The organism is Pseudobutyrivibrio sp. AR14 (genome assembly GCF_900101325.1).
In the GTDB taxonomy this organism is placed as follows: domain Bacteria; phylum Bacillota; class Clostridia; order Lachnospirales; family Lachnospiraceae; genus Pseudobutyrivibrio.
This window is the reverse complement of the sequence record NZ_FMUY01000004.1, coordinates 75507-101352: the sequence shown is the minus strand read 5'-3', so window position 1 is coordinate 101352 and position 25846 is coordinate 75507. Positions and strand designations below refer to the sequence as shown.

Genomic DNA, 25846 nt, shown 5'->3' with positions numbered 1-25846 from the left:
GGCAAGAAAGCTTTGCTTGAGTATCACAAAAAAATTGGTAGCTGCGGATTATATTTTTTGCAAGAAATTAAATAAGGAATTAATTATGATTTATATCAAGTTAAACGAAGACAATTTTGAATATGACATATATTCTCTGGTTAAGGCCTTCTATCCTAAGGAGGATGTGAGGATTGGCACAGATGAGGCTCCTGTTGATGAGGATGTAAGCTTCACTATGGATGTTAAATACGCAGACCATGTGCTCACCCTCGATGGGAAAGAAGTAGAGATAGATTATTCCAATCGACCTGATACCAAGAATCGCCTGAAGCTTGCTATATATAAGAGCCTTAGTGAGCGCACGGGCAAGACTCTACCTTGGGGAACACTTACGGGAATTCGCCCTACCAAAATCTCCCTTGGAATGATTGAGGAGGGGGCTAGTGATGATGAGATTACTTCATACATGAAGGATACTTATCTTACCTCCCAGGAGAAGATTGATCTGAGTCTTGAGGTTTCCCACAAGGAACATGAGCTTCTTTCAAAGATTGATTATGACAATGGATATTCTGTATATATAGGAATTCCATTTTGCCCTAGCACATGTCTTTACTGTTCATTCACTTCCTATCCAATAGGACTTTGGATGAAAAAGCTTGATGATTATATTGATGCCCTGGAAAAAGAGATGGCATTTACAGCTGAGGCTTGCAAGGACAAAAGTTTAACCACGATTTACATTGGGGGCGGGACACCTACTTCACTGGATGCAGAGCATTTGGAGAGATTACTTTCTCTAATAGATAAATACTTCGATACAAAGTCTCTGCTAGAATATACAATAGAGGCGGGACGCCCTGATTCCATCACCTATGAGAAGCTTCAGGTGATGAAGAATCACCCGGTATCCAGAATTTCCATTAACCCACAGACTATGAATCAAAAGACTCTAGATTTAATAGGACGATTCCACAAGGTGGAGGACATTCATAGAGTCTATGGTTGGGCCAAGGAACTTGGATTTGAAAATATAAATATGGATTTAATTTTAGGATTACCTGGTGAGACTATTGAGGATGTTCAGTATACATTGTCTGAGGTAGAGAAACTTAGTCCAGATAATCTGACAGTTCATTCCCTTGCGCTTAAGCATTCGGCTAGGCTCAACTACGACAAGGAAGCCTACGAGGATTACCTTGTAGAGAACTCTCAAAAACATATGGATATATGTCTTGAGGCAGCTAGACGGATGGATATGGAACCATATTATCTATATCGTCAAAAGAACATGGCTGCCAATCTGGAAAATATCGGATATGCTAAGGAAGGAAAAGAAGGCCTTTATAATATCTTGATAATGGAAGAAAAACAAACTATAATGGCTCTTGGTTGCGGCACGGCCTGCAAGTTTGTTACAGACCATGGCAAGACAGTTACAAGATGTGAAAATGTCAAGGACGTTCAGCTATATATGGACAGAATTGATGAGATGATAGAAAGAAAAAGAGAAAGACTTAGAGAGGATTTGAAATGGCTTTAAACAAGAAACCAGTTAACGGAATGAAGGATATTCTCCCTTATGAGATGGAGGTTCGCGATTACGTAACTTCTATAATTAAGGATACATATCGTTCTTTTGGATTTACACCAATTGAGACACCAGCTATGGAGTCAATTGGCAATTTATCAAACAAGCAGGGTGGAGAGAATGAAAAGCTTATCTTCAAGGTAATGAAGAGAGGCGAGAAGCTCAACATTGCTGAGGCTACTACAGAGGAGCAGGTTGTTGACTTTGGTATGAGATATGACCTTACAGTTCCACTTTGTAGATTCTATTCTAACCATGCTAATGAGCTTACATCTCCATTTAAGGCTCTTCAGATTGGTTCCGTATGGAGAGCTGACAGACCACAGCGTGGCCGTTATCGTCAGTTTACTCAGTGCGATATTGATATTCTTGGTGAGCCTAGTAATTTGGCAGAGATTGAGCTTATTCTTGCTACAACAACTACTCTTGGTCGTATTGGTTTCAAGAACTTTGAGATTCGTATAAATGAGCGCCGTATTCTTAAGGCTATGGCAGCTTACGCTGGCTTTTCTGAGGAGGATTATGATTCTATCTTCATTACTCTTGATAAGATGGATAAAATCGGTCTCGATGGAGTTTCAGCAGAGCTTCTTGAGGCAGGCTACTCTAAGGAGTCTATCGACAAGTACGTAGGCCTCTTTGCAGCACTTGAGGGTGTTAAGGATGTGGCAGCAGGCATGGAAGTTCTCTTTGATAAGCTTGGTGAGTTCCTTGATACAGAGGTTGCAGATTGGATGCGTGAGATTGCTACAGCAGTTAACGCTACAAAGGAAGCACAGTTTGAGCTTGTATTTGATCCTACACTTGTACGTGGTATGAGCTATTATACAGGTACTATTTTTGAGATTGCTATTCCAGAGTTTGGAGGAAGCTGCGGTGGCGGCGGACGCTACGACAAGATGATTGGCAATTTCACAGGTCAGAATACTCCAGCTTGTGGTTTCTCAATCGGATTTGAGCGTATTATCCTTCTTCTTATGGAGCAGGGGTTTAAGGTGCCAGGTGCTAATAAAAAGGTGGCTTACCTTGTAGAAAAGGGCTATCCAGCTGAGAAGCTTGCAGAGGTTATGGCTCAGGCCAAGGCTGCAAGAGAGCAGGGACAGACAGTTCTTGTTGTTCGTATGAACAAGAACAAGAAGTTCCAGAAGGAGCAGCTTACAAACGAAGGTTACGAAGAGTTTGTTGAGTTCTTCAATAGATAATTATATATGTATGAATATAAGGCAACTGTCAGGAATTGGGCAGTTGCTTTTTCATTATTTATTCACAGAATAGACCACATTTTAGTTTATAATGACGACAGTTGGTCTCGCTAGCTTTGTTGGGGTATATTGTTCGATCAATCGAAGGGAGATGATTAACGGAGGGTTTTTCATGGAAAAGAAAAGCAAAGCGATGTCCCTTAAAGTCATGTTGATCGGTTTGGTTATACTAGCATTATTACTAGTTGGTTTTGCTGCAACACTTGTTGGTGTTATTAACCTAAGGCGTGGTATGGAGGACGAGGTTGAAACAGGTGTGGCTGCAGCTTGTAAATCTTATGCAATGGTATTGCAGTACACAAGAGACGATGATGCATCAGAAACTAGCACACTAGAAGAGAATATGTATAGTCAGACAGGTTATGATTATACATATTTTGTAGGAGATACTAGAGAACGTTCTAGTATTGATGGAGTAGTAGGAACAAAGGCTTCATACGCAGTTATCGAGGCTGTATTAAAGAATAAGCAGAGTTATTCAGCGTCTAATGTAGTTATTAATGGTGAAAAATTCTACGTGGCCTATGAACCTTTGATAGATGAAAATACAGGTGAGGTTTATGGTATGGCTTTTGTAGGCCAGCCAAAGATTCTTATCTCAAATTATATAAATGATAGAATAAAATGGATGATTACTTTGGCTGGAGGGATTATCATTGCATTTACTATTTTGATGATGATATATGTAATGCAGATAGTTAAAGCCATAGATGAAAATGTTAAGGCAGTTCGCCAGATGGCTACAGGAGATTTGGCTATCAAACTAACGGATAAGGTTAAAAACCGTAAGGATGAACTGGGAGAAATGTCATCGGCCCTATCTGATATGGCGGGCAAAATAAGAAGCGTAATCGGAAATGCAAGGGTGTCCTCAGATGAAGTGGATAATTCTGCAGAGTACTTATACACAACGGTACAAAGTATCAGTGAAACAGCGGACAATGTAACAACTGCAGTTGCACAGGTTGCAACAGGAGCTTCAAGCCAGGCTGAGTCTTTGCAGTCTGCTGTGGAGAGTGTAAATGATATTAATACAGCTATAGAGCTTATTACTGACAATACTAAGCAGATGCAGGGGCTTGCAGATTCTATGCAGGAAAATTCTAAGGCGAGTCAGGACAAGCTGTCAGAGCTTAGGGCATCCACAAGAGAAAGTATTACAGCTATTGATGGTATAGTTGAGCTGATTGGAAATACTAACTCAGCGGTTACTACTATCAGTGAAGCTGTTAAAATAATTGATGCAATTGCAGCTCAGACTAATCTGCTTTCATTAAATGCCAGCATTGAGGCGGCAAGAGCGGGTGAGGCTGGCAAGGGATTTGCTGTTGTTGCAGATGAGATAAGACAGCTTGCAGACCAGTCTGCAGAGGCTGCTGGAAATATTCAAGAGGCTATGAAGGGACTGGCATCCGATTCCACAAAGACAATGGAAGAGGCTGGCAATGTTCAGGAGACAATTAGCAACCAGCGTTCTACAATCCATAGGACTATTGAGCAGGTAGATGCACTCATTGGAAATATCAATGATTCAATTAGATTAACAAGAGAGATTGTAGAGAATGTAGATAAATCAGAAAAAGCAAGTCAGGTTATCTCTGATACAATTACAAATCTTTCATCTATTTCTCAGGAAAATGCTGCAAGCTCCGAGGAGACAAGAGCTTCTATGCAAGAATTATCAGATACGATGGATGTGCTTTCTAACAAGGCTAATGGACTTAATGAAATCGCTAAGGTACTTGATAATGAGATGGCATTTTTCCAATATCAGGAGCAGTTATTAGCACAAGGCTAATGCCTGGGCTTAACTAATAAGAAGTAGGTTCAAAGGGTATAAATAAAAGCGCTAGAGATTAATTTCTCTGGCGCTTTTATTGTAGCTTAATAAAATGTTTACCTTGCTCTGATATCAAGGATTTCTCCAATATACATGGTGTGGAAATCATCCATGTGCCTTTCAGTATATTGCTCGTCTAGAATCTTTGGATCAACGATAGTGTTTTCCGTCATTGGCACAGCGGCAATCTTTCTGCAAAGGATGATGAAGTTGGCGCCGTCAATATATGGAGCGTTCATGGCGTGCTCAATTTCTACCTTACACTGGGCTAGCTTGTCTTCATTTCGACCGCTAAGCTGGTCTAAAACTTTCATAAGCTGAACGTTGTTTTTTTCGGACATATCAAAGAAGCAGGCAGAGAAATATTCACTGTCATCTATAAGTTGCTTGGTGTAGCGGGTGTTGCGCAAGAATGCGTAGACAACATTTTTACCCCATATGTGACCTACCCCTCCATTGTGAGAAGAGGTTGCGTTTACTTTGCCGTTTGCTTCTGCAACAATAGCTATACCTTCTTCGGCCAGTTTCTTGATAGGGTTCCACTCTAGCATATCGATTGGATAAGGTTGAAATGTGTGCATATAATCTCTCCTTTTCTATAGATTGTGCTGTTGAATGAATTTTAAAAATTCATGCTCAGGAAGTGGTCTTGAGAAATAGAATCCCTGGATGTAATCAACACCAAGTGTTTTCATTTCTTCAAGGGAATCTGAAGTCTCAATTCCTTCGGCTATGATTTTAATGCCCATTGAATGGGCCATTTCTATAACTGTTTTGACAATGGCTTTTGCCTTTGGATTAATGAAATATTCGTCGGTTAGGTGTTTATCAAGCTTAACAATGACAACTGGCATATCGATGATGTAGTTAAGATTAGAAGAGCCGGAGCCAAAATCATCAAGAGAAAATGATAAACCTTCTTCCTCAAGCTTTTTCATATTTGCAAAGAGATTCTCCTGACTGTGGATGGAGTTGGTCTCTGTTATTTCTAAATTAATGAATTCCGCTGAAATGTTGTATTCTTTAAGCATTTCTAAAAATCTGTTGACGAAAAGAGGATTTTCCCCCTGTTTCACTGAAAGGTTAAGCTCTACATGTTCTACGCCAAGTCTATCTATGTGATAGGATTTTAAAAATGAGAGAGCCTTTCTGTAGATTGTATCTGAAAGAGGAATGATTCTACCTGATGCTTCCACAATAGGAATGAACTCGTCAGGATAAATTAAGGAGTCGTCCCCTAGCCGGATACGAACCAATGCTTCTGCTGTTGTATATTTGTTTTTGGCTATATCGAAAATAGGTTGGTAATGAACCTCTATTCGATCATTTTCCATGGCTTCCACAACCATTTTTTCAACAGCCTTGCTATGCCTTACGGTTGCCATGATTTCATCATTTACAATGACTTCGTTTCCAGTAAGCTTGTTCCTATCGTTTGGAATAAAGCCGGTGAGAAGAAGTATCAGTTCATCAGCATTGCTTGAGATATTTGAGTCTGGAACAATGGTATAAAAAGGACTCAAAAGTGTGATGGCATTGCTGACATCAGGGTTGTCCTGTATAGATTGAAAATATGTGTTGATTCTAAATTTGGTGCTCTCAACAAAATCCATATTTTCAAAAACTAATACGAAGTATCCCTCTGCAGTATCGAAAATTTTTGCTGTATCCACTGTAAACAAAAACTCTGAAAGCTTTGAAATAGTGGTGCGAAGCAACTTGTTTTCATTGGCTGAATCTGCCACCGTTCTAAAGGAAATCATCATAACAGAAAAGCTTTTTCTGGATTGATAAAGGTAATCAAAATAATCTCTAATAACAGCTGAGCTAAAGTGTCCGGTACGTCTAGAAAGAGAGCTCTGGGGATTCTCCAACTCAAAATACATTATAAGTGCGCCTATACAGCTGGCGTAGCTTACAATAAGAACTTTTGGATCCAGAAACTGGATAATAGCAGAAACGCTCCAGATGGCCATCCAAATTAAAAGCATGTTGCTCTTTTTTTGCTTGATATGATGTCTTAGTACTACTGTGGAAATGCCAGTTGTAAAAATATAAAAAGATACAAATATATAGGTGGCGATGGTAGCTGGGCCATAGGAATAGAGCTTGACTCCGTCGTAGTAGATTTGGATAGGAAGATACATGGTGATAATCATTCCAATTACACACACTACCTGATAGAGAGTGCCCAGCATTTTCTCGTGCTTGCTTCCATAGTATTCAAATACATCAGCAGTGGTGTAAAAGAGGACGCTAAATGAAACTACCTGTAATGATAGAAGATAGAGCTTACATATTAAATACACCAATGTATCGCTGAATCGATTTGAATGTACAATAAAATAGCAGGATGCAATATCTAAAAGGACACATCCTAAAATTGAATATATAGTTGTCCGGAAATGACGCTCGGAACTAAGGCCCATGGTGGGCTGGCGTCTATAAAAAAAGAGGATAGTGGCCATTATGGCCAATCCGCATAATTGAGTGTAAATATTCATAATATCGCCTTCATTTCGTGTAGTTATCTGAATTATACCATTTAAAAATCTTTATAGTATATTCAATAGAAAGAGTTCACAAAATATTACCAAAGAGGACACAAAAATCCGGTTTCCATTCGTTAATAATTTAGCACACTAAAGTGTTGACGTGAGGGCTGAAAAGATGGATAATGAAAAAGATTATTAACAAAATGTTTATGAGATGTTCGGAGGCTACTATGGAAATCAGATTTGAAAAACGCGAAAAATTAAAGGAAAAGCCAGATTGGAAGAACCTTGGTTTTGGAAAGTACATGACTGATTACATGTTTGTTTGTGATTGGGATAGAGAGATTGGTTGGCATGATGCCAGAATCGTCCCAGAGGGACCAATCGAAATGGACCCAGCATGCATGACCCTTCATTATGCCCAGGAGACATTTGAGGGCCTCAAAGCATACCGCAGAGAAGATGGAAAGATTCAGCTTTTCAGACCAGAGATGAATGCAAAGAGAATGATTAATTCTAACGAGAGACTTTGCATGCCAGGTTTCCCTGTGGAGGACTTTGTACAGGCAGTTTCAGCTCTTGTTAAGACTGAGGAGGCATGGGTGCCATCCGAGAAAGATACATCACTTTATATTAGACCATTCATGTTCGCAACAGAGGCTGCTCTTGGCGTTCATATGGCAAAATCTTACAAGTTTATGATACTTTGTTGTCCAGTTGGAGCATATTATGCAACAGGACTTGACCCAGTAAAGATTTTAGTAGAAAATGAATTGGTACGAGCAGTTGCAGGTGGTACTGGCTTTACTAAATGTGGTGGTAACTATGCAGGTTCTATCGCAGGTCAGGTTAAGGCTGAGAAGCTTGGCTATTCACAGGTATTGTGGCTTGATGGTAACGAGAGAAAGTACGTTGAGGAAGTTGGTACTATGAACATCATGTTCAAGATCGACGGTGAGATCTGGACAGCACCTACAGTAGGTACAGTTCTTCCAGGTGTTACAAGAGACTCAATGATTCACCTTCTCCGTGATTGGGGCTATACAGTTCGTGAGGAGCGTCTTGCAATTGATGATCTTATGAAGGCAGGCCATGATGGCAAGCTTGAAGAGGTCTTCGGTACAGGAACAGCAGCAGTTATCTCTCCAGTCGGTGAACTCCGTTTTAAGGATGATGTTGTTGTAATAAATGGAGGTAAAACTGGCGAGCTTACCCAGAAGCTTTACGATACTCTTACAGGTATCCAGTGGGGAAGACTCGAGGATAAGTATGGATGGACGAGGGTTATAGAGTAGACTTAGAATTAGAAATCAATAATGAGGCTATGCAGTCTTTGCAGGACTCATTTTGCAAGGCCAATGACATTTATGTGATGTGCGTTGGTAAAACTCAAGGCCAAATCACTTCCTTCTCTGGCACTAAGCCAGAGGAGGAATTTGTTGACCGTAATTTCTCTAGCGAGTTGCGCAGGGAGATACTAGATTCCTTTGTGGATGGTAACGTAGAAAATGTTGTGGAGCGTTACGGCACAGAGGATTATTTATTATACAGAGGAGTTGCTATCAGAGGACTAGAGGGCAAGTGCCAGGGCGTCTGGTTATGCTTTGGTATTGCAAGAGACAGACTTCCTGATACAGAGATACTTCCTTCTGAGATGAGGACTACCACAACAGAGGATTTTGATAAATCCATTGCTTTGATTGAGACTCTTACTAAGCATTATTTCGCAGAGAAGATCAAGAATCACGCTCTGCAGGTGAAGCTTTCCGATGAGAGGCAAGCAGAGACAGAGATAGAGTCTCGCCTTAAGAAAAATGAAATTATGACTGATATCTTAAGGCTTATGGAATCAGACAATTCTTTCTTTGAAGTGGCATCAGACATTCTTGTTGAGGCTGGCCACTATGTTAACTGCACCAACACAGCTATTTTACAGATTAATTCAGATGGTATTAATGCAGACATGATTTGCGAATGGTGTGCAGATGGGGCAGAGCCTTTGCAGCCTATTTTCCAAAAGGTTCCAATTCTTAGCCTGCCATTTATGAATGGCAAGCCATACACCATTTCATCTGATGCAGTATTACCAGAGCTTTTTGAAGTTTTCTTTATTAAATATGGAATCAAGGCAGCGATTTTCTTGCCTATCAATGTTAATGATTCTGCAGAGATGTACCTTTGCTTTATTTCTAGGGGACAGGAGCGCAAGTGGAGCGTTGAGGATTTGCGCTTCGCCAATGACACCAAGAGAATCATCGGTACAGTTTTAGTTAAAAAGATAACTACCAATTCTTTGGCTAGTTCATATTCTGCTTTGGAGGCTATTCTCCAGAATGCAGGTTATGGTGTAGTTGTAGCCGATTTGGCTACCAGAGAATTCTTATACAATAATGATACATTCATAAGGATGTTCAGCAACGAAGTTGATAGACTTGCTATCGAGGAGATTATCTTTGATAAGCGCTATACACTTTCTGAGATTAATGGTTATTCAGCTAATGGTTCAGGAAAGTGGTTTGATATTTCTATTGCTAGCATAGAGTGGGTAGATGGACGTCAGGTTAGACTTCTTACATTCTATGACACCACCGACCTTCGTATCTATCAGAAAAAGGTGGAAAAGCAGGCACAGGAAGATATCCTCACAGGCCTTTACAATCGTCAGGCATGTGAAAAGGATATTGCCATGGAGTTCCATGTGGCTACAAAGCTTGGCAAGGAATTTGCAGTTCTTATGCTTGACCTAGATGATTTCGCTAGTGTCAATGAGGGACTTGGCTATCAGGTGGGAGATGATTTGCTTGAGTATATTGCTCACAGCATCAATGACATTTCCTACATTAAAAATAAATGCTACCGAGTTGGTGGCGACGAGTTCGCAGTAATTGTAGACCATGCTAATATTGACAATCTTGATATGGTTATCAAGAGAATTATGAATCTCTTCGCTAATCCATGGATTTTAAATGGTCAGGAATATTACTGTACAGTCAGCATGGGTTGTGTTAAGGGCCCATCGGATGTGACTGATTCCTCAGCTATTCTTACTCGACTTAATATTGCACTTCACGGTGCCAAGAATAAGGGTAAGAACAGATTTGAGTTCTATGATGCTAATTCAGATGCAGTTGTAGCTGAAAAGGTTAAGATGGAGCAGGCTATGCGCAAGGCTGTTGAGGATGACTGCAAGGAATTTGAGGTTTACTATCAGCCTATTATGGAATTTGTTAATGGAATTCCTACATGTTGCGGAGCTGAGGCTCTAGTGAGATGGAATTCTCCAGAGTACGGACTGGTTCTTCCAGATCAGTTTATCTCTCAGGCGGAGCAGCTTAAGTTGATCAATTCAATTGGTCAGCACGTACTTTTAGAGGCTGCCAAGAGCTGCAAGCACTGGAATGACTTTGGTCATCCAGAATACAAGGTCAATGTTAATCTATCCGTAGTACAGCTTACTCAGTCAGATTTCCTTGATAAGCTTGATATGGTACTTAAGCAGACAGCTATTGACCCACAGAATCTTACACTTGAGGTTACAGAGTCACTTGCCATTAATGACATGGAGAGGATGATTAAGCTTTTAGATGCAATCAGAGCCAAGGGATGCAGAGTTGCACTTGATGATTTTGGTACTGGTTATTCATCACTTAATTACATCAGGACCATGCCACTGGACACAATTAAAATAGACAGAGCATTTGTTTCCGATATGAATTCTGACCATTTTTCAGAAGTATTCGTTAAGACAATTTCTGAATTGGCAGATTCTCTTGATGTAGATGTATGCGTAGAGGGAGTTGAGTTTGATAAGCAGGTTGATATGATTGGTAAATTCTCAGTCAATCTTGCTCAGGGATTTTTCTTTGATAAGCCACTTACAAAAGAGGATTTTGAAAAGAAATACTTATAGGTCAAACCCTGTTTACAGGTTTTGTCATAGATACTAATAATGGAAAGAAATTAGGAAAGGGAAAGTAATGTACACATTAAACGACATCAAAAACACTGATGCAGAAGTTGCAGAGGCTATTGTTAAGGAGTTTAACAGACAGTCACAGCACATCGAGCTTATTGCTTCTGAGAACTGGGTATCACCAGCGGTTATGTCTGCTATGGGCTCAGTCCTTACTAACAAATATGCAGAGGGTTATCCAGGAAAGCGTTATTATGGCGGATGCCAGGAGGTTGACGTAGTAGAGGAGCTTGCAAGAGAAAGAGCTAAGGAGCTTTTCGGTTGCGAGTATGTTAATGTTCAGCCACACTCAGGAGCTCAGGCTAACATGGCAGTACAGTTTGCAGTACTTAAGCCAGGCGACACAGTTATGGGAATGAACCTTGATCACGGCGGACACCTTACTCATGGTTCACCAGCTAACTTCTCTGGAGTATACTTCAACATCGTTCCTTATGGAGTAAATGACGATGGATTTATTGACTATGATGAGGTAGAGCGTATTGCTTTAGAGTGCAAGCCAAAGATGATTATTGCTGGTGCTTCAGCATACTGCCGCAAGATTGACTTCAAGCGCTTTAGAGAAATCTGTGATAAGGTTGATGCAGTGCTTTTTGTTGATATGGCACATATTGCAGGACTTGTTGCTGCAGGTGTACATGAGAGCCCAGTTCCTTATGCTGATATTGTTACTACAACTACTCACAAGACACTTCGTGGTCCACGTGGTGGTATGATTATGGCAACAGCAGAGGCTAATGAGAAATACAACTTTAACAAGGCTGTTTTCCCTGGTATTCAGGGTGGTCCTCTTATGCATGTTATAGCTGGCAAGGCTATCTGCTTCAAGGAGGCTCTTGATCCTTCATTCAAGGAATACGGACAGCAGATTGTTAAGAATGCTCAGGCACTTTGCAAGGGCCTTCAGGACAGAGGAATCAAGATCGTATCTGGTGGTACAGACAATCACCTTATGCTTATTGACTTGACTCCATTTGAGCTTACAGGCAAGGTCGTTGAGAAGCTTCTTGATGATGCTCATATCACAGCTAATAAAAATACAATTCCTAACGATCCTAAGTCACCATTTGTTACATCTGGTATCCGTCTTGGTACACCAGCTGCTACAACTCGTGGCCTCAAGGAAGCTGATTTCGATCAGGTTGCAGAGGCAATCTCAATCGTTATCAAGGAGCAGGAAGCAGGAGTTGAGAAGGCTAGAGCAATTATTAAGACTCTTACAGACAAATATCCACTACCAGGTGCTGAGGGATTCTGCTAGAATATATTTGTTTGTTAATTAAATATTTACGGGAGCTTGTATACAGGCTGAGAGGAAGGTGTGACCTTCGACCGAGAACCTGATTTGGATAATGCCAACGTAGGGATGCCGATTTTTCATGTCGGAATATGTGATTCGTAAATACGAAATGATAACTATGGAGCATCCAATTTGGGTGCTCCTTTTTTGTTGTAACGATTATGGTTAGTACAGGCATCCTGATGTAAAAGGAGGATAATGATGGATTTTGACAGTACTCTTTATTTCATTACTGACAGCAGTAATTATGAAAAGGATGAATTTTTATTTAGGGTAGAGGAGGCACTAAAAGGTGGTGTTACTCTCATGCAATTGCGAGAGAAAAATCGCACTACAAGAGAGTACATTGAACTGGCTCAGGCGGTACATGAGATTTCGAAAAAGTACAATGTGCCACTTATTATAGATGACCGTGTGGACGTAATGCTTGCAGCAGATGCTGAGGGTGTCCACGTAGGGGCAGAGGATATGCCGGTGGCCCTTGCTAGAAAAATAATTGGTCCAAATAAGATACTTGGGGCAACAGCGAAAAAAGTTCCAGTGGCGGTAGCAGCATATGAGGATGGAGCTGATTATTTAGGTGTAGGAGCAATCTATCCTACAACTACAAAGGTAAAAACAGTGCTCACTTCAACAGACACTCTTGCTGATATTTGCAAGGCAGTACCTATTAAGGTAAATGCCATAGGTGGATTGAATCCTACAAATCTTCATGTATTAAAGGGGATTGATATAGACGGAGTGTGTGCAGTGTCTGCAATTATGAAGGCTGACTCGCCAAAGAAGGCGGCAGAGGAGCTAAAGAAAAGCTTTTTGGAGCTGAACAAATAAGGAGGGGATGAAATGAAGGCGGTACTATCAATCGCTGGCAGCGACAGCAGTGGTGGAGCTGGTATTCAGGCGGACCTTAAGACTATGACGGTCCACGGTGTTTTTGGAATGACTGCTATTACAGCACTTACAGCACAAAATACAACTGGGGTAACTGCTATACAGGAATCCACACCAGAATTTCTGGAGCAGCAAATTGATGCATGTTTATCTGATATTCCTGCGGATGCTGTGAAAATCGGCATGCTTCCATCTAGTGCCCAGGTGGAGGTTGTAGCTAAAAAGCTTAGGGAATACAAGGTGAGAAATCTGGTAGTGGACCCAGTTATGGTAGCTACATCAGGTAGCAAACTTATGAAGGATTCTACAGCCTCTGTTATGGCAAATTTATTATTTCCAATTAGCACAGTGATTACTCCAAATATTCCGGAGGCAGAGGCACTTCTTGGAAAGACTATCGCAAACAAAAATCAGATGGAAGAAGCTGCTAAGGCCTTATCAAAAGAATACGGCTGCAGTGTGCTAATAAAGGGAGGGCATTCCTTTGAGGATGCCTGCGACGTGCTTTTTGACAAGGGGCAGGTCAGCTGGTATGAGACAACTAAAATTGACAATCCAAATACCCATGGTACTGGATGTACTTTGTCATCAGCCATAGCAAGCAATTTGGCTCTTGGATTTGATTTAAAAGAATCAGTGAAAAATGCCAAGGAATATATAACATCAACAATTTCCTACGGTCTTGATTTAGGAAAGGGCAGTGGACCACTAAATCACATGGTGGGATTAATTAGAGAAAAGGGGGATGCAGATGGTAGCAATAAACGGGAAAGATTATGCAGCGGCAGGTAAGAATCTAGCTTCGGTTTTGACTGAGATGAAATATGATTTTAGAACTATTGCTGTGGAAATCAACGAAGAGATTGTTTCAAAGAAATTCTATGAGGAGACAATTTTAAATGATGGGGACGTAGTGGAGGTAGTTAGCTTTGTGGGAGGAGGCTGATGATGGTCAGTAAGGATGAGTTTTATCAAGCCTTAGTAGAGCGCCATGGCGCAGATAATCAGCGGAAATTTGATGAGGCTACTGTGGCTATTTGCGGCCTTGGAGGACTTGGATCCAATGTAGCTATCTGTCTAGCTAGAGTAGGAATTGGGCGGCTGATACTTATAGATTTTGACCTTGTAGATGTGACTAATCTCCATAGGCAACAGTACAAGATATCTCAGGTAGGCATGGCAAAGACAGAGGCCCTCAGAGAAAATCTTCTTGAGATTAATCCATATATTACAGTACAGACTCATAGGGTGAAAATGGATGAGAGTAATAGCCTTGATTTGATAAAGGATGCAGACATAGTCTGTGAGGCATTTGACAGTCCAGAGTGTAAATCAATGTTAGCAGATATCGTATTTACGAATTTTAAGGATAAATATTTGGTATCTGCCTCAGGTATGGCTGGATTTAAAAGTGCCAACGACATTATCACCAAAAAGCTCACATCACATTTTTATATTTCTGGAGATGGAGTCAGTGATGTAAGTGATGGAATAGGACTTGTATCATCTCGAGTTATGGCCTGTGCAGGCCATGAGGCTCACATGATTATAAGGCTTTTAATAGGAGAAAAGAATCCATAACTAGTTGGATTTTATAGTAATTGATTGTAAAAGGGAAAGGACAAAAAATGGAACAGGACAAACTGGTAATTGGCGGTAAAGAATTTGATTCAAGATTTATTCTCGGCTCAGGAAAGTACTCAATGAAGCTTATTGAGGCTGCTATAAAGGATGCAGGAGCTGAGATTATTACACTTGCAGTAAGACGTACTAATACAAAGGAAGAAGAAAATATTTTAGATTACATTCCAAAGAATGTCACATTGCTTCCTAATACTAGCGGAGCTAGAGATGCTAAGGAGGCTGTTAGAATTGCCCGCCTTGCAAGAGAGCTTGGATGTGGTGATTTTGTAAAGATTGAGATTATGAAGGATTCTAAATACCTTCTTCCAGATAATTACGAGACAATAAAGGCTACAGAGATTCTTGCAAAAGAGGGCTTTGTGGTTATGCCATATATGTATCCAGACTTGAATGTGGCAAGAGAACTGCAGAATGTGGGTGCAGCCACAATCATGCCACTTGCCTCACCAATAGGCTCTAACAAGGGACTTGCAACAAAGGAATTTATCCAGATTCTCATCGATGAAATCGACCTTCCTATTATTGTTGATGCTGGAATCGGCAAGCCATCACAGGCCTGTGAGGCCATGGAAATGGGTGCGGCTGCAATTATGGCCAATACAGCCCTTGCTACAGCAGGAGATTTAACAATGATGGCATCAGCATTTAAGCAAGCTATTGAGGCAGGAAGAAAAGCATATCTAGCAGGTCTTGGACGTGTGTTAACAAGAGGAGCACAGGCCTCAGATCCACTTACAGGATTTTTACATTAGGAGGCTGTCATGGAAAACAATTTTTTAGTAGATTCAGATTTACTTTCTGAGACTGCACTTAAGAGAAAACATCAGCTGGAAAATGACCCTAGCAGTCGTATAGACCATATGAAATATTTGCCAGGGATGGATGTGATTGAGTCTGACGTATGCTCGAAGGTAATGGCCCAGATTCAAAGCTATGACTATAGCAAATATACAGCAAAGGATGTAAGACGAGCTCTTACTAGCGAGAGATGTACTATAGAGGATTTTAAGGCCCTACTTTCTCCTGCAGCAGAGCCATTTCTTGAGCAGATGGCTGAGCGTGCTCAGAAGGAGACAGGAAAGCACTTCGGAAATACGGTATATCTTTTTACACCACTTTATATAGCTAATTACTGTGAAAACTATTGTGTATACTGCGGCTTTAACTGCTACAACAAAATTAAAAGACTGCGACTTGATACTGAGCAGATTGAGCATGAGATGAAGGTAATAGCTGAAAGCGGCATGGAGGAAATCCTGATTTTAACAGGAGAGAGCCCTGCAAAATCTGATGTGAAATACATTGGGGAAGCCTGCAAGATAGCTAGAAAATATTTCAAGATGGTAGGCATCGAAATCTACCCTGTAAATGTGGAGGATTACAAATACCTTCATGAATGTGGAGTGGATTATGTGACTGTCTTCCAGGAGACCTATGACACTGACAAATACGAGAAGCTACATCTCATGGGCAATAAGAGAGTGTGGCCATATAGATTTGATTCTCAGGAGCGCGCTCTTATGGGAGGTATGAGAGGTGTTGGCTTTTCAGCACTGCTTGGACTTTCTGATTTTAGAAAGGATGCACTAGCATCTGCCCTTCACGTGTACTATTTGCAGAGAAAATATCCACATGCGGAAATGTCTCTGTCATGCCCAAGACTTCGCCCAATCATTAATAACGAGACAATCAATCCTCTTGATGTGGGTGAGCGACAGCTTTGTCAGGTGCTATGTGCCTACCGCATTTTCCTACCATTCTGCGGAATTACAGTTTCATCTAGAGAGACAGCAGAGTTTAGAAATGGTATAGCAAAAATTGCTGCTACCAAAATCTCAGCAGGTGTCTCTACAGGAATTGGAGACCATGAGGAAAAATATAGTGGCGAGCAGGAAAGCGATACAGGAGATGAACAGTTTGAAATCTCAGATGGCAGAAGCCTTGGCACTATGTATATAGATATGTCAAATGAAGGATTACAGCCGGTTTTTAACGATTATTTATATGTATAAAGGAGAATTTTTATTATGAGAGAATATACAACACAGATGGATGCTGCTAGAAAAGGCATTATCACACCAGAGATGAAGCAGGTAGCCCTTAAGGAGTACCGCACACCAGAGGAGATTAGAGACCTTGTTGCTAAGGGACAGGTGGCGATTCCAGCCAACAAGAATCACAAGTGTATTAACCCTGAGGGTGTGGGAAGCATGCTTCGCACCAAAATTAATGTAAACCTGGGCGTATCTAGAGATTGCAAGGATTACAATATTGAAATGGAAAAGGTAATGGCAGCTGTAAATATGGGAGCAGAGGCTATTATGGATTTGTCTAGCCACGGCAATACTCAGCCATTTAGACAAAAACTTGTGGCAGAGTGCCCAGCTATGCTTGGAACAGTTCCTATCTATGACAGCGTAATCCACTATCAGAGAGATTTGGCTACACTTACTGCCAAGGATTTTATTGATGTGGTAAGACTTCACGCTGAGGATGGAGTTGACTTTGTAACACTCCACTGTGGAATTACAAGAAAGACAATCGACCAGATTAAGAAACACAAAAGAAAGATGAATATTGTATCTCGTGGTGGCTCACTTGTGTTTGCATGGATGAGCATGACAGGAGAGGAGAATCCATTCTACGAGTACTATGATGAGATTCTTGATATCTGTAGAGAATATGATGTTACCATTTCTCTCGGTGATGCGTGTCGTCCAGGCTGTCTTGCAGATGCCAGCGATGTGTGCCAAATTGAGGAGCTTGTGAGACTTGGTGAGCTTACAAAGAGAGCATGGGAAAAGGATGTACAGGTAATGGTAGAGGGCCCAGGCCATATGCCTATGGATGAGATTGCAGCCAATATGAAGATTCAGCAGAAGATTTGTATGGGAGCACCATTTTATGTACTTGGACCTCTTGTTACTGATATTGCACCAGGCTATGACCACATTACATCTGCAATCGGTGGTGCTATTGCAGCACAAAACGGTGCAGCATTTCTATGCTATGTAACACCAGCAGAGCACCTTGCTCTTCCTAATGTAGATGATGTAAAGCAGGGTATCATTGCATCCAAAATAGCTGCTCATGCTGCAGATATTGCAAAGCATATACCACATGCCCTTGATCAGGACAATGCCATGGCAGATGCCAGACAGTGTTTCGACTGGGATAAGCAGTGGGATTGCGCTATTGACCCTGAGACAGCAAAGGCAATTAGAGAGGATAGAGCTCCTGAGTTTGACGACACATGCTCAATGTGTGGCAAATTCTGCGCAGTGAGAAGTATGAATAAGGCGCTAGCTGGCGAATATATTGATATTTTAGGTTAAAAATATTTACTATTGTTTATTAATCTGCTATGTTTTAAGTATGAGGCGGAAGTTACGCCAACGGGGGAGAAAACTTCTAGGGTACTAGTATAAGGAAGGATGATGACATGAAAAAGAAGTTGTTGGCGGGAGTTATGGGGGCGTTTGTGTTATTTTTTACACTCGCTCCTAATTTTGTGTCTCTTGCAGATGATCCAGACCCTGCTGTAACACAGGAAGTAGTTCCTGATAATTCAGCAGAACCAGCGGAGGGTGGAGAGCCACCTGTAGTTGAACCTACAGAGGAAAATGGAGGCAATCCAGCTGATTCAGAGAATCCAACGGATCCACAAAATCCTGATGTGGTTCAGCCAGCAGAACCAAATGTACAGACTGATCCTGCGGTGGATGGTCTGTCAAATTCAGGGCAAGAGGATTTACAAAATATTGAGTTAAATAATTATTTGGTATTAGACAACTTGGATAATTATTTACTAGATTCGGATTTGGCTTTATCGACTATGCTTGGCACTAGCCTTATGGCTACAGCTGCGCCAGCTGATGAGTCAGACGAGAATGCACTTATCAAAAGTGCGAAATTCACTATTGATGGAAAGGATATTTCCGGAGATATTGAGGTATCTAAGAATTCAACATTTACCCTTGAATATCAATTAAAGGATCCTCTTTATATTAATTATGCAGAGGAAGACTATGTTGAGGGACAGCCATTTATTGTTAATGGTAATACCTACTCACTTCCATCAATCAAAAGTGAGTATTTTGATTTGTCTAAAATTGGTTCCATTCCGGTTGTTGTAGATGGAAAGAATTTCGGTACCGCAACAGCAGGTGATGACGGAACTATCAAGTTAAAGGTAGACTACGAGGGAAAAGACCCTGAGGACATTGGCGGTGTATTTATCAGGCTCAGCTTTGGTTTGGACGGCGACAAGGTAGATAATCTTCAGGATTTCTCATTTGAGATTCCAGGTACATCAGGCCAGACAGTTAAAATCGCTATTGCAGAGAATCAGCCTAAGGAACCGACTATCGAAAAGACGGCTGGTACTTTGGATGAGAATGATGATATAACATGGACAGTTAAGGTAACTAATGCTGACAATCCAGTCACTTATGAGAGTGGATATCAGCTTGTTGATACTTTTGGTAAGGGACAGTCATATAAGGCAGGCAGCTTCAAGGTAGGGGGAGTAGATGCCACACCAGAGTATGACGATGCAAGCAGAACACTTAAGTATAATTTTACAGATAATTCTGCTGGTGGTGTTACCACTATTACTTACAAGACTCATGTGGATTTCCTTGCAGCAGGCTCTACTCAAAATAAAAGTTCAATTAGTGTAAATGCATCTAATGATGTAAAAATATTTGATGCAGGCAACCCATCTGGTAAGCCTCTTGGTGAGGTAAAGGTAGACAATTCAGTCAGCAAAGACGGATTATCATCTTGGCTTACAAAAGAAGGTGGCAAGCTGGATGATGAGGGTGTAGCCGATTGGACTATCAATGTAAACACCAATGGCTACGGTATGAAGTATCTGACTGTCTATGATGTAATTGAGACAGATGACACCACTACAATGGGACTTGTTCCAGATTCTGTACAGGTAATAGATGCTGTTACAGGAGAGGTTTTGCCATCAACTGAATATAAGGTGGAAAAGAATGCAGGTACATCTGAAAAGGGCAAGAAAGCATATTCATGGTATGTACGATTTGGAAAATCTGCAGATGACTATGCAATTTCTGGCGATCGTAAATATACAATCAAATACAAGACACAGATAGAGGACTACACCACATTCCTTCGTACTAATCACACTAAGATGCCATCTAACCATGCATTCTTAGAGTATCAGTATGACAGGACAGGTGTGGGTGATTGGGAGTGGCTTGTAGGACCTACACTAGATAAGACACCTGTTAAGGGTGAAGGTGTAACAGCTAAGGCAGCCATTGAAAAGAGCTGTACTTCATTTAATCCTGCTACTCACCAGATTACATGGAAGGTTGTAGTTAACAAAAACTATCAGGGGCTTACCAATTCTTTTGTTACAGAGTATATAAAGGATGGACAGAAGTTTGTCTCTATAAGCAATGCTGATATTACGGCAAAAGATGGTACTAAATCTACTCTTGATTTACAGGATAAATACACTGTAAATGGCAAGGAGATTGAGATTAATTTTGGCGATAGCCTTAAGCAGGCTCAGGCTACATTTACAGTAGTTACTGAGTTAGATGAGACTCAGGCTAGTATATGGGCAGGAAATGAGAAAAAGACATACTATAACGAGGTTGAGCTTGATTCAGACCAGCAGCAGGACATAAAGGATGATGCAAGCTGTGAGTATAAGAGTACAGTGTTTGAAAAGGTTTCTAGTGATTACAACTATGAGACCCATGAGATTACATACACTCTTACTGTAGATAGAAATAAGATGGCTATGTCAGATGTAGTGGTTACAGATGATATTGGCTCACTTGGAATGTCCCTAAGCAGTGATGTGACATTGGTTCATGGATATGGCACAAGCAGCGCTCATTCTACTACACTTACTACTGACACATCATCTAAGCCACATTACAGTTACTTAGACGGAGTACTGACTGTCGATTTGGAAGACATAACTGATGTGGGAAGTGATAATGCAATCGAGGCTATTATATTTACGGCAAAGGTTGATGATGGAGACTTTTTCACTGCTGTAAATGGTGGCAATGTTTCTGTTTCAAACACTGCTACACTTTCTACCAAGGACAATCCAGGTGGTGTAGTAGTTACCAAGAAAAATACTTGGAAGAACTCAGTGATTGATAAATCAGCTGCAGTTGACACTGCTTCAAAGGCAGTTACATACACAGTTACATTTAATGGAAATAAGCAGCCGCTTCCATCTAGCCTCATTGTAAAGGATACACTTGGAACTAGCCTTGAGCTTGATGCTACATCGGTTAAGCTTTATCTTGGACAGATTGATCCAAGTACCGGTGAGATTACATCTACTGGAGAAGAGGAGACAGGCTATTCTGTAGAGATGTCAGCAGATGGGGATAGCACTATCTTAGAGGTTATCCTTCCAAAGGAAGAGGACAACAGAAATATTTACGTTCTTTCCTATGTGGCTGTTCCTACTGAGATTAAATCAGGGGGAGACTACAGCAACAAGGTACAGCTTGTAGGCTACTCAGGCTCAGGAACAAATAATTCAGTTTCTAATCTATCATATAGCAGCTTCGGCGGCGGTTGGACTGTAAAACCTACATATCTTCTTGTTACAAAGGTAGATTCAGAAGATATAGCAGTTGCATTACCAGGTGCCACATTTGCGGTAAAGGATTTAGATGACAATCTGGTGGCAAAAATAGTCACAAAGGCAAACGGCGTAGCCAGAAGTGTTGGAAAGCTTAAGCCAAATACCACCTATACTATTGAGGAAATCGAGGCTCCAGAAGGATATGAGATTTCTACAGAGGTTAAGACATTTACCACTGCAGCAAAGGGTGGAGCTGAGAATGCAGTAAATCTTACATTCGAAGATAAAAAGAAGAGTAAGACAGTTGATGTTTCACTTGTTAATCAGGATGGAGACATGCTTGATGGAGGAAATCTTGAGATTTCCAGAAAGATGAGTGATGGCAGCACCAAAAAGGTAGATAGCTGGAAGAGTGATGATAGCAATCACAGTTTTGATGCAAGCTACGATGTTGAATACACATTGACAGAAAAGGATACTCCATTCGGATATAATACAGCTGACAATATTGTATTTAAGGTTGTAGATAATGTGTTATACAAGAGAAATCCTGACAATACATGGGCAGCAGTTGATTCTATTGTGATGACAGATGCAGCTCTTGATACATGCTCATTTGATGTGAGCAAGGTATCGGCAGGTCAGGGTAATGAGCTTGAAGGTGCGACTCTTATAATCAGCCAGCATGATACTGTAGATGCGGCAAAAGATGATTACATTAAGAGCTGGGTTTCTGATGGATCAGCTAAGGAATTTGCCCTTCCGATTGGAGAATATTATCTCTATGAGATTTCTGCTCCAGCAGGATTTGAGGTGGCAGAGAGCATCAGATTTAGAGTCACCGATGAGTATGCTCTTCAGGTTTATGATGAGGATGAGGGCGACTTTGTTGATGCTGAAGATGCCAAGCTTACAATGGTGGATGACTACAATCCAGATGAGACTACTACATTTAGCATTTCACCAGACATGTTTGGAATGAGCCCTGATTTATTCAAGGCTATGAAGTTTACTCTTTACAGATTTGATCCAATAGAGGGTAAATTAGTTGAGGTTGAGCCAGTTAGCTACGACGAGGAGACTGGCGAGGCAGTTTACGACATTAATTATCAGGATGAATATCTTTTGAAATCCGATGGAGAGGTAGAAGGATATGACCCTGTTGATCCAATTACTGTAAAAGTGGTTGGAACTAAGGATTCAGAGGGTGATATAGCAGATAGCCTTAAGGTTAAGTCACTTGATTCTACCGTATTTACGGAATCTTCAATGGAGGAGCTGGCAAAGAAGCTTGAGCCTAAGCTTACACCTGAACCTCCTAAGGTTGAAGAACCTACTGATGAAAATGAAAACACTGACCCTGAAAATGGTGGACCTAGCACTGAGCCTTCTGATTCTGGAAGCAATTCAGGTGGAAATAGCGGTGGCTCTGGTTCATCAGGCGGCGGAAGCAGCAGTAGCAGTGGAGGCTCTACAAACGGCTCTGGAAGCGCTTATAGCGGTGCAGCAGGCCCTGAGGTTACAGATGATGGACTTGTTATAAAAGAGAACAATATAGTGGCACTTGATAACGCTCCAAGAGTAGGAAATAGACTTGCTAAGACAGGTGGATTCATTGGTACATTAGTAGGTTATCTTGCAGCGATAGGGCTTATTGCTGTTGGTATATTACTTGTCTGTGGCAAAGAAAAAAGAGTTAAATAATGAATAAGAGATTTATTAAGAAATTAATTGGTCTTATTATGATTGCAGTGGGGCTAGGCGTTTTGCTTAGCTCCATTGGACTAAATGTAAGACAATATTTTTCAAAGGAAAAAACAATTAAAGAATTCAAAGAGTATATAGCTAGTGGTGAGGGATTTTCAGAGGAGGATATTGAGGTTCCAGCAGAGGGAGAAATGCTTTGCATTTTGCGCATTCCATCAATTGAATCTGAAAACCCAGTACGTCAGGGTCTTGAAAAGAGTATCTTGTCTGATTCTCTGGGACACGATATGTCCACTGTGGTTCCAGGACAAAAGGGTAACTGTGTAATTGCAGGCCATAGGAACTATACCTTCGGAAAGTTTTTCAACAGATTGGACGAGGTCCAGATTAATGACTTGATTTACGTTGATACGCCGACTCATACCTATACCTATGCTGTCACAGAAATAAAAACAGTAGAGCCTGATGACCTATCAGTTCTTGACCCAAGCGAAAGTGAACAACTTACACTTTATACATGCACCCCAATTTATGTGGCTAGCCACAGGCTGGTAATAATCGCTGAGAGGGTGAAGTGAGAAATTCGTTACGGTGTAAAGTTTACATAAAAAAAGTTCGTAGCTATCAAGCTCTTGGTGTTGCGCAGCGAAACATGTTAGTTGAGCGAAGCAATATCCAAGGCTTGAGAGCGTAACGAACTTTTTTAGTGCGAAATTTTATACGCAGCTCATCAGCTGTGACGAGAGCGGAGACCTAGAGTGATCGAATGAGAACTCTAGGTCATTTTTGTTGAAATAGTGGTAAGATGAAAATCCTGTGGCTTCTGCGATGCAGTCATCCCAGGTAAGGTCTACATTGTAGTAGGCTCCATTTATTTGGACGATATTCCAGGCGTGATTTTCACCCTTTGAGGTGCCAGTAATGTAGTAGCAAGGTATGCCAGCCTGAAGGCATACCATCTGAAATGCTCTGGCGTATCCGGCGCATACTGAAGAGCCTGTGGCAAGTGCAGAGTATGCACTTTGATTCAATGAGTTTGACACGTTGTAGGTGTTCATAGAGCAGATGGCATCGAAAATGTATCGTTCCTTATCTAAATCATTGGAATATTGGCTGGCGCCAGCTACAAGGTCAGAGATGATTCTATCAAAGTTACCTTTTGCAGCAGCAAGGTCTGAAGAATTGATGCCGTAGCTTAATTTAATTTTATGGACGATTCCCTTTGCATCTACAGCGTATTTGTATGAGGTATTAGCCCAGAATATTTCTGGGTGATCGTTGAAAAGCGCATTCATAGTGTCCTCCAAATCTTTTTCAGATAGAGGATCTATCATGCTAAAAAGAGATTCGTCATAGCTGATTAAGGCATTATAGACCTGGTTGTAGACGTTCCTTTCAGGCTCTGATAATAAATTTTTATAAACAGAGCTTGGGTTAATAGATTTTTCACTTGCGTGTGCTATCATTACATTTGATAGCGACAGTGATAGTGCAAAACACAGAGCGAATGCAGTGGTTTTCTTGATTAAAACCCGTATTGATTTATTATTTTCCATGCCTCTTCGCCTCCCCTAATTTGCGATGAGAACTTATCGTGTAATAGATTATAAGGAATAGATGAATAATAAATGTGAAAAAAATATTTTTTCACAAACATTTCACAGAGAAAATACACACCTGTGGCATAAAGATGCTTTGTATTAGATTTTATACTGCCTCAGGGTGGGCGAATATTTGACAATTTTTTATCATTTAGAGTATATTATATTTGCGAAGGAAACTAATGTGGCAAGTTAGAGTTTACTAACATGTGTATTAAGCCACAATTCATAAATGATTTTGGAGGGCTTACGTTGGACTACAAAATAATAGAAGTTAAACAAAGCATCTTTGAAGATAATGATGCTGACGCTGAGCGACTTAGACAGGAGATAAAAGAAGACAACACATTTCTCATTAATCTGATGTCTTCACCTGGCTCAGGAAAGACTACCACATTATGCCGTACTATTAATGGTCTTAAGGACGAGATGAAAATAGGTGTAATGGAGGCGGATATTGATTCTGATGTGGACGCGGCTACTGTCACAGAGGCTGGAGCCCGTGCAATTCAGATACATACAGGAGGCATGTGCCACCTAGATGCAGACATGACCCGTCAGGGATTACATGAGCTTGGCACTAGTGATTTGGACCTTGTTTTCCTGGAAAATGTTGGCAATTTGGTTTGTCCTGCAGAGTTTGATACCGGTTCAACTGCAAATGTTATGATTCTCTCTGTTCCAGAGGGAGACGACAAGCCATATAAGTATCCACTGATGTTTTCGGTGTGTGATGTGATACTTGTCAACAAATGTGACACCCTAGAGGTGTTTACAGATTTCTCAAAAGACAGAGTGGTCGAGCGAATCCACGAACTAAATCCAAAGGCAAAGGTAATATTTATCTCTGCCAAGACTGGCGAAGGATTTGACGAATGGATTCAATGGTTGAGGGGCCAGGTAGCCGACTATCGCAGTTAAGTCTTTTTGAGTGGAGTATAAGTACATAATTAATGAGCGGTAAA

The 25846-nt window shown here is 40.9% G+C and carries 19 protein-coding genes and 1 riboswitch; of the genes, 16 read left to right on the top strand and 3 right to left on the bottom strand.

Annotated features, from left to right (window positions below; translation table 11 throughout):
- Positions 1 to 85: 85 nt before the first annotated feature.
- The 3 genes from hemZ to BLP50_RS04825 all read left to right on the top strand — a co-directional run bounded on the left by hemZ (position 86) and on the right by BLP50_RS04825 (position 4633).
- Positions 86 to 1525, top strand: coding sequence for a coproporphyrinogen dehydrogenase HemZ (hemZ, locus tag BLP50_RS04835; protein WP_090152268.1), 1440 nt, complete (start codon positions 86 to 88; stop codon positions 1523 to 1525).
- Positions 1516 to 2775: a histidine--tRNA ligase gene (gene hisS, locus BLP50_RS04830; protein WP_090151878.1), complete on the top strand. Its 1260-nt coding sequence runs from the start codon at positions 1516 to 1518 to the stop codon at positions 2773 to 2775. The genes hemZ and hisS overlap by 10 nt, the downstream gene beginning before the upstream one ends.
- 172 nt (positions 2776 to 2947) lie before the next feature.
- The gene (locus BLP50_RS04825) at positions 2948 to 4633 is read left to right on the top strand and encodes a methyl-accepting chemotaxis protein (protein WP_176753690.1); all 1686 of its coding nucleotides are present in this window, start codon (positions 2948 to 2950) and stop codon (positions 4631 to 4633) included.
- Between the two features lie 98 nt (positions 4634 to 4731).
- On the opposite strand, the gene BLP50_RS04820 is transcribed toward BLP50_RS04825, so the two are convergent.
- Both BLP50_RS04820 and BLP50_RS04815 read right to left on the bottom strand, forming a co-directional pair.
- The gene (locus BLP50_RS04820) at positions 4732 to 5256 is read right to left on the bottom strand and encodes a flavin reductase (RefSeq protein WP_090151873.1); all 525 of its coding nucleotides are present in this window, start codon (positions 5254 to 5256) and stop codon (positions 4732 to 4734) included.
- A gap of 15 nt (positions 5257 to 5271) precedes the next feature.
- Positions 5272 to 7179, bottom strand: a complete 1908-nt coding sequence (locus BLP50_RS04815; RefSeq protein WP_090151870.1) for an EAL domain-containing protein — start codon at positions 7177 to 7179, stop codon at positions 5272 to 5274.
- A 221-nt stretch (positions 7180 to 7400) separates the two neighbouring features.
- Between BLP50_RS04815 and BLP50_RS04810 the strand changes: the two genes are divergently transcribed.
- From BLP50_RS04810 to BLP50_RS04755, 12 genes are all read left to right on the top strand, one after another.
- Positions 7401 to 8465, top strand: a complete 1065-nt coding sequence (locus BLP50_RS04810; RefSeq protein WP_090151866.1) for a branched-chain amino acid aminotransferase — start codon at positions 7401 to 7403, stop codon at positions 8463 to 8465.
- The gene (locus BLP50_RS04805; protein ID WP_090151863.1) at positions 8444 to 11080 is read left to right on the top strand and encodes a sensor domain-containing phosphodiesterase; all 2637 of its coding nucleotides are present in this window, start codon (positions 8444 to 8446) and stop codon (positions 11078 to 11080) included. Before BLP50_RS04810 ends, BLP50_RS04805 begins: the two co-directional genes overlap by 22 nt.
- Positions 11081 to 11147: 67 nt before the next feature.
- Positions 11148 to 12404, top strand: coding sequence for a serine hydroxymethyltransferase (glyA, locus tag BLP50_RS04800; protein ID WP_090151860.1), 1257 nt, complete (start codon positions 11148 to 11150; stop codon positions 12402 to 12404).
- An 18-nt stretch (positions 12405 to 12422) separates the two neighbouring features.
- A riboswitch (TPP riboswitch) is annotated at positions 12423 to 12527 on the top strand.
- Between the two features lie 114 nt (positions 12528 to 12641).
- Positions 12642 to 13274: a thiamine phosphate synthase gene (thiE, locus tag BLP50_RS04795; protein ID WP_090151857.1), complete on the top strand. Its 633-nt coding sequence runs from the start codon at positions 12642 to 12644 to the stop codon at positions 13272 to 13274.
- 12 nt (positions 13275 to 13286) lie between these two features.
- On the top strand, positions 13287 to 14126 hold the full coding sequence (thiD, locus tag BLP50_RS04790) for a bifunctional hydroxymethylpyrimidine kinase/phosphomethylpyrimidine kinase (RefSeq protein ID WP_090151854.1): 840 nt from the start codon (positions 13287 to 13289) through the stop codon (positions 14124 to 14126).
- Positions 14086 to 14280, top strand: a complete 195-nt coding sequence (thiS, locus tag BLP50_RS04785) for a sulfur carrier protein ThiS (RefSeq protein WP_090151851.1) — start codon at positions 14086 to 14088, stop codon at positions 14278 to 14280. Before thiD ends, thiS begins: the two co-directional genes overlap by 41 nt.
- Positions 14280 to 14915, top strand: coding sequence for a thiamine biosynthesis protein ThiF (gene thiF, locus BLP50_RS04780; RefSeq protein WP_090151848.1), 636 nt, complete (start codon positions 14280 to 14282; stop codon positions 14913 to 14915). The genes thiS and thiF overlap by 1 nt, the downstream gene beginning before the upstream one ends.
- A 47-nt stretch (positions 14916 to 14962) precedes the next feature.
- A complete protein-coding gene (locus BLP50_RS04775) occupies positions 14963 to 15730 on the top strand; it encodes a thiazole synthase (protein ID WP_090151846.1) in 768 nt (255 codons plus the stop codon).
- A gap of 9 nt (positions 15731 to 15739) precedes the next feature.
- Positions 15740 to 16990: a 2-iminoacetate synthase ThiH gene (thiH, locus tag BLP50_RS04770; protein WP_090151843.1), complete on the top strand. Its 1251-nt coding sequence runs from the start codon at positions 15740 to 15742 to the stop codon at positions 16988 to 16990.
- Between the two features lie 15 nt (positions 16991 to 17005).
- Entirely contained in the window at positions 17006 to 18313 is a 1308-nt protein-coding gene (gene thiC, locus BLP50_RS04765) for a phosphomethylpyrimidine synthase ThiC (RefSeq protein ID WP_090151840.1), read from the top strand.
- Between the two features lie 107 nt (positions 18314 to 18420).
- Positions 18421 to 23277 carry a SpaA isopeptide-forming pilin-related protein gene (locus tag BLP50_RS04760; RefSeq protein ID WP_090151837.1) on the top strand — a complete coding sequence of 1619 codons (4857 nt, stop codon included), beginning with the start codon at positions 18421 to 18423 and terminating at the stop codon, positions 23275 to 23277.
- Positions 23277 to 23858, top strand: a complete 582-nt coding sequence (locus BLP50_RS04755; protein WP_090151834.1) for a sortase — start codon at positions 23277 to 23279, stop codon at positions 23856 to 23858. The genes BLP50_RS04760 and BLP50_RS04755 overlap by 1 nt, the downstream gene beginning before the upstream one ends.
- Positions 23859 to 23996: 138 nt before the next feature.
- Here BLP50_RS04755 and BLP50_RS04750 read toward each other — a convergent pair whose 3' ends face one another.
- Entirely contained in the window at positions 23997 to 24575 is a 579-nt protein-coding gene (locus BLP50_RS04750) for a transglutaminase domain-containing protein (protein ID WP_176753688.1), read from the bottom strand.
- A 558-nt stretch (positions 24576 to 25133) separates the two neighbouring features.
- Between BLP50_RS04750 and hypB the strand changes: the two genes are divergently transcribed.
- Positions 25134 to 25802, top strand: coding sequence for a hydrogenase nickel incorporation protein HypB (gene hypB / locus BLP50_RS04745; RefSeq protein WP_090151828.1), 669 nt, complete (start codon positions 25134 to 25136; stop codon positions 25800 to 25802).
- Positions 25803 to 25846: the final 44 nt, after the last annotated feature.

Excerpts from the sequence above, each read along its gene's own strand:
- BLP50_RS04775 (WP_090151846.1), top strand. The coding sequence starts at position 14,963 with ATGGAACAGGACAAACTGGTAATTGGCGGTAAAGAATTTGATTCAAGA.
- thiE (WP_090151857.1), top strand. The coding sequence starts at position 12,642 with ATGATGGATTTTGACAGTACTCTTTATTTCATTACTGACAGCAGTAAT.
- thiH (WP_090151843.1), top strand. The coding sequence starts at position 15,740 with ATGGAAAACAATTTTTTAGTAGATTCAGATTTACTTTCTGAGACTGCA.
- BLP50_RS04825 (WP_176753690.1), top strand. The coding sequence starts at position 2,948 with ATGGAAAAGAAAAGCAAAGCGATGTCCCTTAAAGTCATGTTGATCGGT.
- BLP50_RS04805 (WP_090151863.1), top strand. The coding sequence starts at position 8,444 with ATGGACGAGGGTTATAGAGTAGACTTAGAATTAGAAATCAATAATGAG.
- BLP50_RS04760 (WP_090151837.1), top strand. The coding sequence starts at position 18,421 with ATGAAAAAGAAGTTGTTGGCGGGAGTTATGGGGGCGTTTGTGTTATTT.
- thiD (WP_090151854.1), top strand. The coding sequence starts at position 13,287 with ATGAAGGCGGTACTATCAATCGCTGGCAGCGACAGCAGTGGTGGAGCT.
- hemZ (WP_090152268.1), top strand. The coding sequence starts at position 86 with ATGATTTATATCAAGTTAAACGAAGACAATTTTGAATATGACATATAT.
- BLP50_RS04755 (WP_090151834.1), top strand. The coding sequence starts at position 23,277 with ATGAATAAGAGATTTATTAAGAAATTAATTGGTCTTATTATGATTGCA.
- hisS (WP_090151878.1), top strand. The coding sequence starts at position 1,516 with ATGGCTTTAAACAAGAAACCAGTTAACGGAATGAAGGATATTCTCCCT.
- thiC (WP_090151840.1), top strand. The coding sequence starts at position 17,006 with ATGAGAGAATATACAACACAGATGGATGCTGCTAGAAAAGGCATTATC.
- glyA (WP_090151860.1), top strand. The coding sequence starts at position 11,148 with ATGTACACATTAAACGACATCAAAAACACTGATGCAGAAGTTGCAGAG.
- BLP50_RS04810 (WP_090151866.1), top strand. The coding sequence starts at position 7,401 with ATGGAAATCAGATTTGAAAAACGCGAAAAATTAAAGGAAAAGCCAGAT.
- BLP50_RS04750 (WP_176753688.1), bottom strand. The coding sequence starts at position 24,575 with ATGAATGCGCTTTTCAACGATCACCCAGAAATATTCTGGGCTAATACC.
- thiF (WP_090151848.1), top strand. The coding sequence starts at position 14,280 with ATGATGGTCAGTAAGGATGAGTTTTATCAAGCCTTAGTAGAGCGCCAT.
- BLP50_RS04820 (WP_090151873.1), bottom strand. The coding sequence starts at position 5,256 with ATGCACACATTTCAACCTTATCCAATCGATATGCTAGAGTGGAACCCT.
- thiS (WP_090151851.1), top strand. The coding sequence starts at position 14,086 with ATGGTAGCAATAAACGGGAAAGATTATGCAGCGGCAGGTAAGAATCTA.
- BLP50_RS04815 (WP_090151870.1), bottom strand. The coding sequence starts at position 7,179 with ATGAATATTTACACTCAATTATGCGGATTGGCCATAATGGCCACTATC.